The sequence below is a fragment of the Arthrobacter sp. Leaf234 genome (genome assembly GCF_001422665.1).
Taxonomy (GTDB): domain Bacteria; phylum Actinomycetota; class Actinomycetes; order Actinomycetales; family Micrococcaceae; genus Arthrobacter_D.
In genome coordinates this window covers 124530-138341 of sequence record NZ_LMLU01000005.1, presented here as the reverse complement: position 1 = coordinate 138341, position 13812 = coordinate 124530, and the positions used below count along the sequence as shown (strand labels likewise).

Annotated in this window: 13 protein-coding genes; 7 read left to right on the top strand and 6 right to left on the bottom strand. The window is 71.2% G+C overall.

Annotated elements, in window-relative coordinates:
- The first annotated feature begins 180 nt into the window (after positions 1-180).
- Both ASF21_RS08510 and ASF21_RS08505 read left to right on the top strand, forming a co-directional pair.
- On the top strand, positions 181-744 hold the full coding sequence (locus ASF21_RS08510; protein ID WP_055769674.1) for a dihydrofolate reductase family protein: 564 nt from the start codon (positions 181-183) through the stop codon (positions 742-744).
- 165 nt (positions 745-909) lie between these two features.
- Complete coding sequence (locus tag ASF21_RS08505) at positions 910-1290, top strand: hypothetical protein (RefSeq protein WP_055769672.1); 381 nt, start codon at positions 910-912, stop codon at positions 1288-1290.
- Positions 1291-1400: 110 nt separating this feature from the next.
- On the opposite strand, the gene ASF21_RS08500 is transcribed toward ASF21_RS08505, so the two are convergent.
- Positions 1401-2390 (bottom strand): alpha/beta hydrolase, encoded by a 990-nt coding sequence (locus ASF21_RS08500; protein WP_055769671.1) that lies wholly within the window; start codon positions 2388-2390, stop codon positions 1401-1403.
- 160 nt (positions 2391-2550) lie between these two features.
- Here ASF21_RS08500 and ASF21_RS08495 point away from each other — a divergent pair, with 160 nt between their 5' ends.
- Together ASF21_RS08495 and ASF21_RS08490 are read left to right on the top strand one after the other, a co-directional pair.
- Positions 2551-4356, top strand: a complete 1806-nt coding sequence (locus ASF21_RS08495; protein WP_055769669.1) for a bifunctional metallophosphatase/5'-nucleotidase — start codon at positions 2551-2553, stop codon at positions 4354-4356.
- A 211-nt stretch (positions 4357-4567) separates the two neighbouring features.
- Positions 4568-5122, top strand: coding sequence for a GNAT family N-acetyltransferase (locus ASF21_RS08490; protein WP_055769667.1), 555 nt, complete (start codon positions 4568-4570; stop codon positions 5120-5122).
- 10 nt (positions 5123-5132) lie between these two features.
- Here ASF21_RS08490 and ASF21_RS08485 read toward each other — a convergent pair whose 3' ends face one another.
- The 3 genes from ASF21_RS08485 to ASF21_RS08475 all read right to left on the bottom strand — a co-directional run bounded on the left by ASF21_RS08485 (position 5133) and on the right by ASF21_RS08475 (position 8780).
- Positions 5133-5453 (bottom strand): putative quinol monooxygenase, encoded by a 321-nt coding sequence (locus ASF21_RS08485; protein ID WP_055769665.1) that lies wholly within the window; start codon positions 5451-5453, stop codon positions 5133-5135.
- Positions 5454-5558: 105 nt separating this feature from the next.
- Positions 5559-7901, bottom strand: coding sequence for a YhgE/Pip family protein (locus ASF21_RS08480; protein WP_055769663.1), 2343 nt, complete (start codon positions 7899-7901; stop codon positions 5559-5561).
- Positions 7902-7904: 3 nt separating this feature from the next.
- Positions 7905-8780, bottom strand: coding sequence for an ATP-binding cassette domain-containing protein (locus ASF21_RS08475; RefSeq protein ID WP_055769661.1), 876 nt, complete (start codon positions 8778-8780; stop codon positions 7905-7907).
- Positions 8781-8846: 66 nt separating this feature from the next.
- On the opposite strand from ASF21_RS08475, the gene ASF21_RS08470 reads away from it, so the two are divergent.
- Genes ASF21_RS08470 through ASF21_RS08460 form a run of 3 tightly spaced genes read left to right on the top strand, consistent with a single transcriptional unit; the run spans position 8847 to position 11000 of the window.
- Positions 8847-9488: a TetR/AcrR family transcriptional regulator gene (locus ASF21_RS08470; RefSeq protein ID WP_055769659.1), complete on the top strand. Its 642-nt coding sequence runs from the start codon at positions 8847-8849 to the stop codon at positions 9486-9488.
- Positions 9489-9492: 4 nt separating this feature from the next.
- Complete coding sequence (locus ASF21_RS08465; protein ID WP_055769657.1) at positions 9493-9927, top strand: YkvA family protein; 435 nt, start codon at positions 9493-9495, stop codon at positions 9925-9927.
- 44 nt (positions 9928-9971) lie between these two features.
- Positions 9972-11000, top strand: a complete 1029-nt coding sequence (locus tag ASF21_RS08460; RefSeq protein WP_055769655.1) for an isopenicillin N synthase family dioxygenase — start codon at positions 9972-9974, stop codon at positions 10998-11000.
- Positions 11001-11109: 109 nt separating this feature from the next.
- On the opposite strand, the gene ASF21_RS08455 is transcribed toward ASF21_RS08460, so the two are convergent.
- Positions 11110-11976: a phytanoyl-CoA dioxygenase family protein gene (locus ASF21_RS08455; RefSeq protein WP_082471378.1), complete on the bottom strand. Its 867-nt coding sequence runs from the start codon at positions 11974-11976 to the stop codon at positions 11110-11112.
- Positions 11973-13808 carry a glycoside hydrolase family 2 protein gene (locus ASF21_RS08450; RefSeq protein ID WP_055769652.1) on the bottom strand — a complete coding sequence of 612 codons (1836 nt, stop codon included), beginning with the start codon at positions 13806-13808 and terminating at the stop codon, positions 11973-11975. Before ASF21_RS08450 ends, ASF21_RS08455 begins: the two co-directional genes overlap by 4 nt.
- Between the last annotated feature and the right edge of the window lie 4 nt (positions 13809-13812).

The window sequence follows — 13812 nt, the reverse complement described above, 5'->3', positions numbered from 1 at the left end:
GCGGGAAGGATGGACTGTTCCCACTGGGAGCGTCCGGTCGGTGGGAGGGAGCGCAGCCGGGCACGCCCGCCGGCGCAGGTTCGTCACGGGTTCGGGCCGACCAGCGGCGAAGGGCAGCCGGGCTCCTGGCGACGCCTGGCCGTGCGTGCTGATCGTCGGAGCTGCGTGGTGCAATGACGCATGACCCGGATCATCTTCTCCACCGCCACCTCGATCAACGGCTTCATCGCGGACGAGCACGACTCGCTGGACTGGTTGTTCGCCGTGGAACCCCCGCCGCCGGAACACCACGAGCGCTTCCTCGACTCCGTGGGTGTCCTGGTGGAGGGGTCGACGACCTACGCATGGGTGCTCGCCTTCGAGGGGCTGATCGAGGACCCCGGGAAGTGGCCGACGCTGTACGGCGAGCGCCCCACGTTCGTCTTCACCTCCCGGGACCTGCCGATCCCCGAGGGAGCCGACGTGCGGCTCGTCTCCGGCGATGTCCGCGCATCGATCGACCGGATCCGCGAAGCGGCAGGCGCGCGGGACATCTGGGTGGTCGGCGGCGGCGACCTGGCCGGCCAGTTCCTCTCCGCCGGGCTGCTGGACGAGATCCAGCTCGCCGTCGCACCCGCCGCGCTCGCCGGCGGGGCGCCGTTGCTGCCGCTCCGGGTCGGGGCGGACCGGCTCGTCCTGCGCACCGTGGAGCAGCAGGGACAGTTCGCCGTGCTGACCTACGACGTCGACCGCGGCGGTCGATGAGGGCGGGTCGGCGGACGTTCCCCTCCTCTTCTTGATGAAAACCCGAGTATTCCTGCGCCCCAGCTTCAAGTAGCTGCGCAAGACTGGGCATCCCGGTGGGGACCTGGACAAGGCCCTCCCGAGTCCTGTCCACCCGTCGGTCCGCACAGTTCGAAAGGACCCGAGATGCAGCCCATCATCGACACGGCAGCAGTCTCCCGGCTTGCTGCCGACATCGGTTCGCCGCGCGCAGCGGCGTCGTTCGTCTCGCGCTTCACCGATCTGCTCGACGAGCGCATCCTCGTCATCGAGCGCTCCTTCCGGAGTGCGGATCCCACCCAGTGGCACGACGCCGTCGCCGGGCTGCGGAGCGCCGCGGCGACCGCCGGCGCGGGGCGGGTCCAGGCGACGGCGGCACTGCTGCTCGCCGCTGACCTCGACGCCCGCACGGCGCTCGCCCTGATCGGGCAGCTGCGGTCTGACGCCCGGATCTTCACCCTGGCGCATTCGTCGCTCTGCGAGGAGCAGGCGTTCGCCGAACGCCTCGCGATGCGCCGCTTCGCCTGAGCCGCCGCCGTCGTCCGGCGTCACCTCACGACACGCCCCACCCCCCACCCGACCCACCCCCTCACCTGACCTCACCTCACCGCACGGAACGGCTCACGGCAGGGAACGGATCACGGCGCGGTGCCGGCCTCCGGCACATACGTATCCCGCCACCGCGCGAGCTCCGTGAAGTACTCCGAGCGGGCCGGCTCGGGCGAGAGGGCCAGGTCGTGAATGCCCCCACGGATCCGCACCAGCGTGACGTGGCGCCCGAGGCGCGGCGACCGGGCAGCGATGTGCGCGACATCGAGCACCACGTCCGTCGAGGAGATCCTGGCGGGCTCCTTCACCGGGTTCGACGTCGCGTCCGAACAGGCCACGAGGACCGGGCAGTCGACGGCTAGCCCGCGGTTGAGCTCGGCGTGGGCTCGCCGGACGGCGGCGAACCACCCGGCCACCACGGGGAACCCGCCGTGCGGCTTCCACGCGAGGTCGTAGGTCCACTCCCCTCCGCTGCCGCTGTGGAGGTAGCGCCCGTACGCGGACCCGAGCGTGCCGACGACGGTGCGGGGCTTGAGCGCGCCGATCCGGTGGACCGCGGCGGTCCCGACGGTGCGCTGGAACACGCTCGCGTTGAGGTCGAACCAGGGGCTGTTGAGCACGAGTGCGTCGACGATCCCGCGGCCGCGCCGCCGGTGCGCCCACAGCGAGGTGATGAGGCCACCGGTCGAGTGGCCCATCACCACGAGGACGTCATGGCCCTCGTCCTCCCGGATGATGCGTGCAGCAGCGTCGAGTTCCTCGTCGTAGTGCTCGAGCGCGGTGATGTAGTTCGGCGTCTGGTGCTCGCGGAGCGACCGGCCGTACTTGCGCAGGTCCAGTGCGTAGACGTCGAACCCGGCCTCCAGCCAGGCATCGGCGAGGTTCGTCTGGAAGAAGTAGTCCACGAAGCCGTGCACGTATAGGACCGCCCGGCGCGAGGTCCCCGCGGCGCGACGCCGGACGAGCGTCGCCACCACCTCGCCCTCGTCGTCGCTCGCCAGCGGGAGCGTCCGCGCTTCGTATCCTGCGCCCAGGAGGTCCTCGCGGTACTCGTCCTGATACTCCGGCGTCGTCGTCACTGGTGGTCCTCCCTGACCTCGAGCGGGTGGGGGGACCGGTCCGCCGCCGGTCCTCGGCGGCGGACATCGGGCGTTCATCCGCCGCCATGTCCCGGTCACCAGTGTGTCATCGGTCACCGGTATGCTGACGCCACCGCACACCAACAGGAGCTGATTCACCGTGTCACACAGCCTCAACCGAGGGCACCGTCGCGCACTCACGGCCATTGCCGTCGGCTGCGCCGCCGCCCTCACCCTCGCACCCGCAGCGACCGCCGCACCCGGCGGAGGCAAGGGCGGACCCAAGGACAACACGGTCTCGATCACCGTCATGGGCACCAGCGATCTCCACGGCTACATCGAGAACTGGGACTACTTCAAGAACGCCGACTACGACGACGCCGCCGGGAACGACGTCGGGATCGCCAAGATCTCGACGCTCGTGAACCAGGTCCGCGCAGACCGCGGCGCCGGGTCCACCCTGCTGATCGACAACGGCGACACCATCCAGGGAACGTCCCTCACGGACTACTACGCCACCACCCAGCCGGTGGACGAGACCGGCGAGATGCACCCCATGGCCGCCGCGATGAACGCCATGGGCTACGACTCCACCACGCTCGGCAACCACGAGTTCAACTACGGGCTGCCGCTCCTGCGCACCTACGAGGAGCAGCTCGACTTCCCGCTGCTCGGTGCCAACGTCAAGGACGCGACCACCGGCGGGGACGCCTTCACGCCCTACGTGATCAAGACGCTCAAGCTCAAGGGCCAGAAGCCCATCAAGGTGGGCATCCTCGGGCTGACCACGCCCGGCAGCGCCATCTGGGACAGGAACAACGTCGACGGGCAGCTCGAGTTCCTCGACATGGTGGAGCAGGCGAGGAAGTACGTTCCGGAGATGAAGTCCGCGGGAGCGGACGTCGTCGTAGTCAGCTCGCACTCCGGCCCCTCGGGCACGTCCTCCTACGGCGGCGACCTGCCGATCGAGAACGCGTCGACGCTGATCGCCGAGCAGGTGCCGGGCATCGATGCGATCCTCGCCGGTCACGAGCACCAGGAGATCCCGGAGCGGTTCGTCACCAACCGGCAGACCGGTGAGCAGGTCCTGCTCACCGAGCCGAAGAACTGGGGCATGCGCCTGTCCGTCATGGATTTCGAGCTCGTCAAGGTACGGGGCCAGTGGGACGTCGCGTCGGCGAACTCCGAGCTGCTGAACTCCAACACCGTGCCTGCCGACCCGAAGATCTCGGCGATCGCGGCCGAGCAGCACCGGACGACGATCGACTACGTCAACACGGCCATCGGTACGGCGATGGAGACCATGTCAGCGGCCGACTCGCGCTTCCGCGACACCGCCGTCATGGACTTCGTCAACGACGTCCAGGCCAGGGCCGTCGACACGGCCCTCGACGGGACCCCGAACGCCGACCTGCCGGTCCTGTCCATCGTCGCGCCCTTCAACCGCGCGGCGGTGATCCCCGAGGGGCCCGTCACCATCCGCGACATGGCCGGCCTGTACGTCTTCCCGAACACCCTGTTCGGCGTCGAGATGACCGGCGCCCAGGTCAAGGACTACCTCGAGTACTCGGCCAAGTACTTCACCCAGACCGCCGTCGGCGCTCCGGTGGACCCGGCCACGCTGACCAATGCCGCGGGCACGCCGGACTACAACTACGACATGATGTCCGGCGTCAGCTATGACATCGACATCAGCCGGCCCGTGGGACAGCGCATCGTCGACCTGAGCTACGCCGGTGCGCCGATCGATCCCGCGCAGCGGTTCGCGGTGGCGACGAACAACTACCGGCAGTCCGGCGGCGGGAACTTCCCGCACATCGCCACGGCTCCGGTCCTCGTCAACCAGACCACGGAGATCCGTCAGCTGCTCATCGACTACCTGATCGCCGAGGGCACGATCGATCCGAGCACGTTCTTCGAGGAGAACTGGAAGCTCACCCGCGACGGCCTGCCCGTTATCGAGTAGCCGCTCACGGCGGCGCCGCCCCCGGCGTTCCGGTGCCGTGCGTCCGCAGTACCGGGACGAACGGACCAGAACGAACGGAGCGGGACGAACGGAGCAGGACGAACGGCACCGGCGCAAGCATCCGCCGGAACCGACGGACGCCGTGGACGAATGACAGCAGGACGTGGACCCGGTGTCCGCGTCCTGCTGCCGTTCGTCCTAGATTTGGTGCATGAGCATCGACATCACGACGGCGACCGTCGCCGACGCGGCGGCCCTCGCCGTCTGCGCCGCCGTCACGTTCCCCCTGGCCTGCCCGCCCGCTTCCCCACCGGAGGAGATCCAGCGGCACATCGAGACGCACCTCTCGGAAGAGCGCTTCGCCGAGGTGCTCGCCCGGCCGGGGCACACCGTCCTGTGCATCCGCCAGGGGCACCGGGTGATGGGCTGGAGCATGGTGGTCCTGGATCAGCCGTCGGACGCGGACGTGCTCGCGGCCCTCTCGCTCACTCCGACGGCGGAACTGAGCAAGTTCTACGTCCACCCCGACCTGCACGGCAGCGGCTCGTCATCGGCCCTGATGAAGGCCACGCTGCAGCACGCCGCGGGGTCCGGCCTCCCGGGCATCTGGCTCGGCGTGAACCAGGAGAACGCCCGCGCCCTCCGGTTCTACCGGAAGCACGGCTTCGACGTGGTGGGGACCAAGCGCTTCCGGCTGGGGGACCGCTTCGAGGACGATTTCATCATGGAGCAGGCCCTCCCCGCGGTGGCGCCCGACGCCGTCTGACGTCCGGGCGCTACTCGACCGTCAGCTCGCCCATGCGGCCCCAGCCCTCGGCGGCGATCCGCTCGCTGATGATCTCCGGCGTCTCGACGAGCGCCTGCGGCATGTCCTTCATTGCCTGCGAGAAGTGGTCGCTGTTGACGTGTGCCTCGGCCGCGTCGTCCTGGAACGCCTCGATGAGGATGAACTGGTTGGGGTCCTCGACGCTGCGTGACCAGTCGAACCAGAGGTTGCCCGGCTCGCGGCGGGTGGCCTCGGTGAAGTCACGCGTGAGGTCGATCCAGCGGTCGCTCCACTCGGGCTTCACGGTGAACTTGACGACGATGAAGATCATGGGATGGTGCCTTCCTGGTGGAGGAACTGCTCGGACATGCCCCTCCAACCTATAAGCTCCGGGCCGGCCGCCGCAGGCGGACGGCACACCTGTGGAGGACTGTTGTCAGATCGACAGGCTGGGGTGGAGCTTCTCCAGGGTCCACGAACGACGCCGGTGCGACGCGTACACGGAGAGGGCGGCGGCGAGGACGAAGACGATCAGCAGCTGGGCGACGGACGCCCAGACGATGCCGGTGTCGCCTCCCGCGATGAGGTGCCGCAGCCCGGTGACGGCGTGCGTCATGGGCAGCAGCGGGCTGAGGACCTGGAAGAAGCCGGGCTCCGTCGCGACGGGATAGGTGCCCCCGGCGGAGGTCAGCTGCAGCATCAGCAGGACGAGCGCCACGAGCCGCCCCACCCCGCCGAGCAGCCCGACGAGCGCCTGGTGGATCGCCGTGAACACGAGCGCCGTGAGGACGGTGAAGGCGATCAGGCCCACCGGGTGCGGCGTGGTCAGGCCGAGGCCGTCCAGCAGGATCGCGAGCAGGACCCCGGCCTGGAGCACGGCGAACAGCGCGCCCTGCAGGTACCCGGCGGCGGACACGCGCCAGGATGCCGCCGAGGAGGCCAGGGCCCGTGGCGAGACGGCGCGGAGCACGGTGTAGGTCACGATCCCGCCGACCCAGAGCGCCAGGGGGATGAAGTAGGGCGCCATGCCCTCGCCGTAGGCGTCCACCGCGTTGGCGTGCGTCCGTTCGATCGAGACGGGTGAGGCGCCCACGGACGCGAGCTCGGCCCGCTCCGCGTCGTCGTGGTCCGGCACCTGGCCGGCGCCCTCGCCGAGCTGCGCCGCGAGGTCCTGTGAGCCCGTCGACAGGGAGCCCAGCCCGCCCTCGAGGCTCGTGGCTCCGTCGTAGGCCTCGCCGGACCCGTCGGCCAGCACTGCTGCCCCGCCGGCGACGTCGCCCGCACCCGTGCTCAGCGTCGACGCTCCGGCAGCGAGCGTATCCGCACCGTCGGACGCCGCGACGATCCCGTCGCGGAGGGCCGGGGTGTTCCGGGCGAGCGTCGCGGTGCCGGCCTCGAGTTGACCCGCTCCGTCGGCCAGGTCCGCCGCGCCCCGGGCGATCTGCGTGGCCCCAGCCGACGCGTCGGTGGCGCCGGCGGAGAGCTGCGCCGCGCCCGTCGCGAGGCTCCCCGCTCCGTCGGCGGCGGTGGACGCACCCGTGGCCGCGGCGTCCGCGCCGGCGGCGAGGTCCGACGCCGAGGACGCGAGGGTCCCGGCACCGGCGGCCACCTGCTCCGACCCGACTGCCGCGGCGTCCGCTCCTGCGGCGAGCTGCTGGAGTGCCGCGAGTCGCTCGGCGTCGGTGAGCGCGTCGAAGGTCTGCTGCAGACGGGCGAGCCCGTCCGCCACCGACCTCGACCCGGCGGCCGCCTGCTCGGCGCCGCCCTGGACCTGGCCGGCACCTGCCGACAGTGCCGAGGCACCCTGCCCCACCTGGCCGACGCCGTCGGCGACCTGCCGGGTGCCGTCCGCGAGGGCGGAGGCGGACGGGGCGAGTGCCGTGGCGCCGTCGGCGACGGACTGCGCTCCGGTAGCCAGCTGTGCGGCGCCGTCGCGCAGGGTCGCCGCGCCGGCGGAGGCCGCGGCCGCACCGTCGGCGAGCTGCCGGGACTGCGGGACGAGGTCCGCCGTGGCGGCGTCGAGGCCGGCCAGGCCACCTGAGAGTTCACCCGACCCGGCCGCGAGGTCCGCGGCACCGGCGGCGACCTGCGCGCTGCCGGTGGACAGCTGCGCGGTCCCGTCCACGATGTCCCCCAGGCCGACGACGAGGGAAGCGGATCCCTCGTCCGCACTGCGGGCGCCGTCGGCGAGCTTGTCCGCGCCCTCGCCCGCCTCCACCAGTTTCCCGTGCAGGGACGAGAAGCCCAGGTAGATGCCGTCGAGGTAGTCCTCGGTGGCGCCCGACTGCACCTGGCGCTGCAGGGTGGCGGCCACGGTGTTGCCCACCTGGCCGACGATGAAGCTGTCGGCGTCGTCGGTGGTGATGTCGAGCATCGCCTGATCCGGTGAGTCACCACCGAGCGAGGCGAGGCGGGAGGAGAAGTCGGCCGGGATGTCGAGGGTTGCCGCGTAGGTCCCGTCCTGCAGGCCATCCTCCGCCTCGGCCCGGGTCACCGCGACCCAGGTGAAGCCGGCGTCGCCGGAGGAGGTCAGCGAGGCGGCGAGGTCCTCGCCGGCCGAGACCGTGGTGTCCGAGCCGTCGGGTCCGGTGGCCGGTGCGGGCTGGTCCTCGTTCACGACCGCGGCCGTCAGGTGCTCGAGGTTGCCCGTCGGATCCCAGTTGGCCGCGAGGTAGAGCCCGCCGTAGAGGGCGGGGATGACGGCGATCACGATGAGCGCGGCCCTGGACAGCAGGGTGGTGCGGAAGCGGGAGAGTTCGGTGCGGATCAGGGAGAACACGCGTCACCTGGTTTCTGGGGTGGGTTCCGAGGGAGCGAGGGAGGCCGCTGGAGTGGGGGCGGGCGCGGCGGGAGTCGCCAGGACCTGCACGGCGACGGGCCGAAGGGGCAGGGCGCTCACCCGATGCGTCGGGTCGAGGACGTCGTCGAGTTCACGCCGCTCCTGGCAGGTGGCGACGACGGTCAGGGCGCCCGAGCCGGCGCGGGCCGTGCGCTCGACGGTGAGCAGCGCTCCCCAGGCGGCCCGCCGCTCCCCGACGGTGCGGAGCTGGTCCACGTCGTCGACGACGAGCAGGTCGGGAGAGGGGATGAGCGCGAGGAGCAGGCTGAGGGTGAAACGCGCGATCGGCGCGGTGTCCCGGATCAGCTCGCCGCGATGGAGCCTGGCCTGGTGGAGGGACGCGGCAGCGGGATCATCGCCGAAGGCGTCCTCGAGCGCGCCGAGCAGGTCATTGGCCGCGGAGATCGTCCTGTCGACCTGCCGGGGTGAGGCGGCGGGCTTCCACCAGGGGCCGGCGAGCGTGAGTGCCTCGGCCACGTGGTGCCGCACGGTGAGGGTCTCGTCGAGCGGCGCCACCGTGGCGTTGGCTGCGATCCCGACCCGCCGCCGGACGGCACCGGCCCGGCGCGGGAGGGCGAGGCCGAGCACCGAGAGGCGGCCGCCGGAGGGCGCGAGCCGGCCGGCGAGTGCGAGCGCCAGGGCGGTCCTGCCCGCGCCGGACGGGCCGGCGAGGACCGCGAGGACACCGGCGGGAACGGTGAAGGAGATGCCCTCGAAGACGGTGCGCTTCCCTGCCTGCAGGGTGAGGCCGTCGACGACGACGGCCGGGGGCGCGTCCGCGGAGGCATCCGGCCGGTGCGCGAGCGGGAAGAGGGTCATGACATCCTTCGATTTTCAATACTTTCGGTATTCAGTACCAATGGTATCGTCTTTGCAGGAGGGCAGATGACCACGCAGAAGGACATGCCGGACACCACGGCCGGACGACCACGCCGCCGGCCGCGCCGGGAGGACGTGCGTGCGGGACTGCTCGCGGCCGCGTTGGAGGTCTTCGAGGAGATCGGCTACGTCGCAGCCCGGCTCGACACCATCGCCGAGCGCGCCGGCTACACGAAGGGCGCCGTCTACTCGAACTTCGGGTCCAAGCAGGAGCTGTTCGCGACCCTCCTGGGCGAACGCCTCGCCGACACCGCCGCGGACGTCCTCAGCCAGCTCGACCACCTGACCTCGCTCGACGAGACGATCGCGCGGACAGCCCGTCATCTCGCCCGCGGCGTCCTGCGCGAACAGCGGTGGCATGCGCTCGTCGTCGAGTTCGCACTCCAGGCGGGTCGCGACCCCGACGTGGGCGCCGTGTTCAGGGAGCACCGGCGCAACCGCCGCTCACTGCTCGCCACGACCCTCGCGGAGCGGGCCGCACCGTTCGGCGCGCCGTCCGACCCGGAGCACTACACCGTCTTCGCGACGATCCTGCTGGCCACCATCAACGGCATGGCCGTGGAGTGCGCAGCCGATCCGGAGGCTGTCACGGAGGAGCAGATCACGGGCAGTATCTCCGCCGTCCTCCGCGCCGCCCTGGCGGCCTGAACCCGTGGACCGGCACGCCGTCCTGTCGGTCGTCGTCGCCCTGGTGCTGGCCTACGCCCTCTTCCTCGCCTGCCTCGCGGTCTACGCACGGCGACACCCGGACGTGCTCTCGCTGACCGACGCACTGCGCCTCGCCCCGGACATCCTCCGGCTCGTCCGGCGGCTCGCCGCGGACCGTGCACTGCCTCGGCGGAGCCGCCTGCTGCTCCTGGGGCTGCTCGCCTACCTCCTGCTGCCGATCGACCTCGTTCCGGACGTCCTGCCCGTCGTCGGGTACGCGGACGACCTCGTCCTGATCGCCGTCGTGCTCCGCGCGGTGGTGCGCTCCGCGGGCCCGGACGCACTGCGGCGCCACTGGCCGGGGTCCGACGGCGGCCTCCGCCTGGTGCGCGCGTTGGCCGGTCTCAGGGACCCGGGTGAGGAGCGCAATACGGCGTAACGGAAACGCGGGCGCGTCTTTCGCCGAGGCGTAATCTCCTGCAGATGCAGCACACACCGGGGCAGATCCCCACACTCGACCTCAGCAGCGCACGCTCCACCGATGGCTCCTTCACCCCCGGCTTCATCGAGGAACTGCGCAACGCCGCCCACACCGTCGGCTTCTTCCACATCGTCAACTACGGCGCGGCCCCCGGGCAGGTCGACGACCTCTTCGACATCACCCGCCGCTTCTTCGCCCTGCCGCTCGAGGAACGCCTGACGATCCTCAACCGCACCTCACCGCACTTCCGCGGCTACGCCGGACTCGGCACCGAGATCACGCGCGGCCGACCGGACGCCCGGGAGCAGATCGACTTCTCCCCCGAACGCGAGCCCGTCACCGACCACCCCGCGGACGAGCCCTACTGGCTCCTGCAGGGCCCGAACCTGTGGCCGCGCGAGGCACTGCCGGAGCTCGAGGTCCGGGCCATGGAGTGGGCCGCCCTCATGTCCCGGGTCGGCGCTGAACTGCTCTCGGCCATCGCCGTCGCGCTCCACCTGCCGGAGGACTACTTCGCGGGGCCGTTCGAGGGCTCACCCGCGTGGATGGCGAAGCTCGTGCACTACGTGGGCGGCGTGGTCGAGGGCGCCGGTTCGCAGGGCGTCGGCTCCCACGCCGACTACGGCTTCGTGACGCTTCTGCTGCAGGACGCCGTCGGGGGCCTCGAGGTCCTCCCGCACGGGACCGGGCAGTGGGTCCCCGTCACGCCGATCCCGGGCGCCCTCGTGGTGAACCTCGGCGAGATGCTCGAGGTCGCCACCGAGGGCTACCTCGCAGCGACCGTCCACCGCGTCACCGCACCCGCCCCCGGCGTCGACCGCTACGCCATCCCGTTCTTCTGGTCGCCCCGCCTGGATGCCGTGATCGAGCCGGTACCGCTGACGGCGGAACTGCGTGCCGCCGCCCGCGGCATCTCGGACGACCCCGAGAACCCCATGCTGTCCTCGTACGGCTCGAACGTCCTGAAGGGACGCGTCCGCGCGCACCCGGACGTCACCGAGCTCCACCATCCGGAGCTCGCCCGCCGGTAGGCCGGGCGTCATCCGGAGGGAGGATCGACCCGCCACGGCGCGGGGCACAGGAACGACGACGGCGGCACCCACGGGGGTGCCGCCGTCGTCGTCGTACTCCGGGAGGCTGTCAGGCCTCGCCCATCATGAGGCCCTCGATGGAGTGCTTCTGCGTGATCGGCGTCAGCTCGTCGACGACCGGGCACACCACGTGGCGCCGCACGCGCTCCGGCAGTGCGTCGAAGAACGGCTTCGTCACTGCCATGGAGTGGTGTTCCGCGTTCCCGGCTCCCGGCGCGTCGACGCCGAGCACCAGGACCGGCCGGGACTTCTGCGACTCGTTCTTCGTGCCGCGGTGGATGGTCAGCGCGGAGCGCGCCGAGATGTCACCCATGCGCGGATACTTCCGCTCGGCGAGGGCCTCGTACCGCGGGTAGGCGGACTTCGGCGGGAACATCTCGTGGTCGAAGCCCTCCGGCAGGTCCCACTGCGTCCCCGGCGCCACCTCGAAGGGCCCCATGTCCTCCTCGGTGTCCACCGCGGTGAGGTTGAAGGCGAGCGAGGTGAGCCGCCCGTGCTCCCTGGTCTCCGCCGGCATGGGGAAGTCGCGGTGCCACGGCTGATTGACCGCCCCGGGCCCGGGGACGTCGTACCCGAGCTCCACGATCTCGTAGTCCGGGCCGAGCACTGCTTCGCTGACCATGCGGACCCACGGGTGGTCCACGAGATCCACCCAGCCGCGCAGCTGTTCCGGGTGGATCTCCACGTAGTGTCGCTTCGGGCCACGGCCCACGGCGCCGTCCGGCCGCGCGAGTGCCTCGGCGAGGGCTGCATCGATGTCCTCGCGCATCCCCGCGGCCCACTCGCGCGTGAATGCGCCCTGCTGCGCGATCACCCCGCGGGTGTAGAGCCCCTGCGCGGCGGCGGTCGCCTCGGGGGACGCGCCCTCCGGTACCGGGATCTCCCGGGGCGGCGTCCCTGCTGCGATGTCGCTCATGCGTGTTCCCTCCAGGTCGGTCCCATGACGATCTTCCGGATCTCGGCCACCGGCAGCTTCGGCTTCCGGTTCTCGTCCGTCAGTCCGTTGGCTTCCTGCAGCGTGTCGGTCAGCTGGGTGTAGCAGAAGCCCGAGAGGACCGGGCTGTCGTAGAGCGCGGAGAAGAGCGCCTGCAGGCGCCGGGCGAAGTCCTCGTCGGAGTCGGCCGTGGAGTAGCCCCACGTCTCGATGGGGCTGTTCGGCGCGTAGAGGATCCCGCCGAACTCGGACACCATCACGGGCTCCGTCCGGGGCAGGTCCGGCAGCACGCTCAGCCGGCGGCCCGCCGGTCCCACTCCCCGGGCCACGGCGTCGAACGCGGCAGCATCCCGGTAGCTCGCATGGAGGTCCTCGTAGGTGGTGGCGTAGTCGTGGACCGTGAAGAGGTCGGACTCCACGTGCTCCCAGCCGTCGTTGGAGATGACGGGTCGGGAGCCGTCGAGGGCCTTGGTGAGGTGGTACATGGCCTGGGCGAAGTGGCGCTGCTCGGCGCTGTGGGCGATCTGCTGCACCCCCCAGCTCTCGTTGAGCGGCACCCACGTGACGATGCAGGGGTGCGACCTGTCACGCTGGACCACGCTGACCCACTCGCGGGAGACCCGCTCCATGGCGGTGGGCGAGAACTCGAAGGTGCTGCCCATCTCGCCCCAGACGAGCAGGCCCAGCCGGTCCGCCCAGTACAGGAAGCGCGGGTCCTCGACCTTCTCGTGGAGGCGCGCCGCGTTGAAGCCGAGGTCCTTGATCAGCTGCACCTCCTCGCGGAGGGCGTGCGCGTCGGGCGCCGCGAGGAGCGACTCCGGCCAGTAGCCCTGCTCCAGGACGGAGCGGACGTAGTAGGGGCGGTCGTTGAGCAGGAAGTGGCGCCCGGCGGTACCGACGCTGCGCAGGCCGAAGTAGGACCAGATCTCGTCGACGACGGACCCGTCGCCGTCGAGCAGGGCCACCGTCGCGTCGATGAGGCGGGGATCCTCGGGAGACCACAGCAGCGACTCGTAGGCCTGGCCGTTGGCCTGGTGCGGGATGACGCAGTCGAGGACGACACGGGGCTGCGAGGCCGATGCCGTGTAGCTGCCGAGCGGATGGCCCGCATAGCTGAGGTCCACGCGCACGGTCCGGGCTGTGTGCCGCTGCGGCGAGAGTTCGAGCTCGAGGCGGACCGATCCCTTCGGGACGTCCGGCTCCCAGACGGCGCCCTCGATGAAGGCGGCCGGCACGGATTCGAGCCAGACCGGCTGCCAGATGCCCGTGGTGCGGTGGTACCAGATGACGTGGGGGTCCTCCAGCCAGTCCTGCTTGCCGCGGGGCTGGGCGACGTCGTGCGGATCATCCTCGGCTCGCACCACCAGGGACAGCTCGGCGGCGGCAGCCGCATGATCGGTGATGTCGAAGCTGAAAGGGCTCTGGCCGCCCTCGTGGGTCCCGACGAGGGCGCCGTTGATCCAGACCGTGGCCCGGTAGTCGACGGCACCGAAGTGCAGCAGCAGACGGTCGTCCGCTGCGGACCTCCCGCTCTCGACCAAGTCCGCCCGGGTGAGGGTCCGCCGGTACCAGACCACGGGGTGGAAGGTCGTGTCGTTCACGCCGGATCGGACGGACTCCGGCGGATACGGGACGGTGATGGTCAGGGGGAACGGCGTCGCCCCGGCGAACCAGTCGTCGGCGACGCCGGCATCCTCGTCGTCGTACCTGAAGTCCCACTCTCCCCCGAGATCCGCCCACCGTCGGCGGACGAGTTGAGGCCGGGGGTAGGTCCCGTCCTGGAGGCTGGCCGTCGACACATCTGGATTCCGCATGCCG

Excerpts from the sequence above, each read along its gene's own strand:
- ASF21_RS08505 (WP_055769672.1), top strand. The coding sequence starts at position 910 with ATGCAGCCCATCATCGACACGGCAGCAGTCTCCCGGCTTGCTGCCGAC.
- ASF21_RS08485 (WP_055769665.1), bottom strand. The coding sequence starts at position 5,453 with ATGATCTTCATCGTCGTCAAGTTCACCGTGAAGCCCGAGTGGAGCGAC.
- ASF21_RS08490 (WP_055769667.1), top strand. The coding sequence starts at position 4,568 with ATGAGCATCGACATCACGACGGCGACCGTCGCCGACGCGGCGGCCCTC.
- ASF21_RS08510 (WP_055769674.1), top strand. The coding sequence starts at position 181 with ATGACCCGGATCATCTTCTCCACCGCCACCTCGATCAACGGCTTCATC.
- ASF21_RS08475 (WP_055769661.1), bottom strand. The coding sequence starts at position 8,780 with ATGACCCTCTTCCCGCTCGCGCACCGGCCGGATGCCTCCGCGGACGCG.
- ASF21_RS08455 (WP_082471378.1), bottom strand. The coding sequence starts at position 11,976 with ATGAGCGACATCGCAGCAGGGACGCCGCCCCGGGAGATCCCGGTACCG.
- ASF21_RS08460 (WP_055769655.1), top strand. The coding sequence starts at position 9,972 with ATGCAGCACACACCGGGGCAGATCCCCACACTCGACCTCAGCAGCGCA.
- ASF21_RS08470 (WP_055769659.1), top strand. The coding sequence starts at position 8,847 with ATGACCACGCAGAAGGACATGCCGGACACCACGGCCGGACGACCACGC.
- ASF21_RS08450 (WP_055769652.1), bottom strand. The coding sequence starts at position 13,808 with ATGCGGAATCCAGATGTGTCGACGGCCAGCCTCCAGGACGGGACCTAC.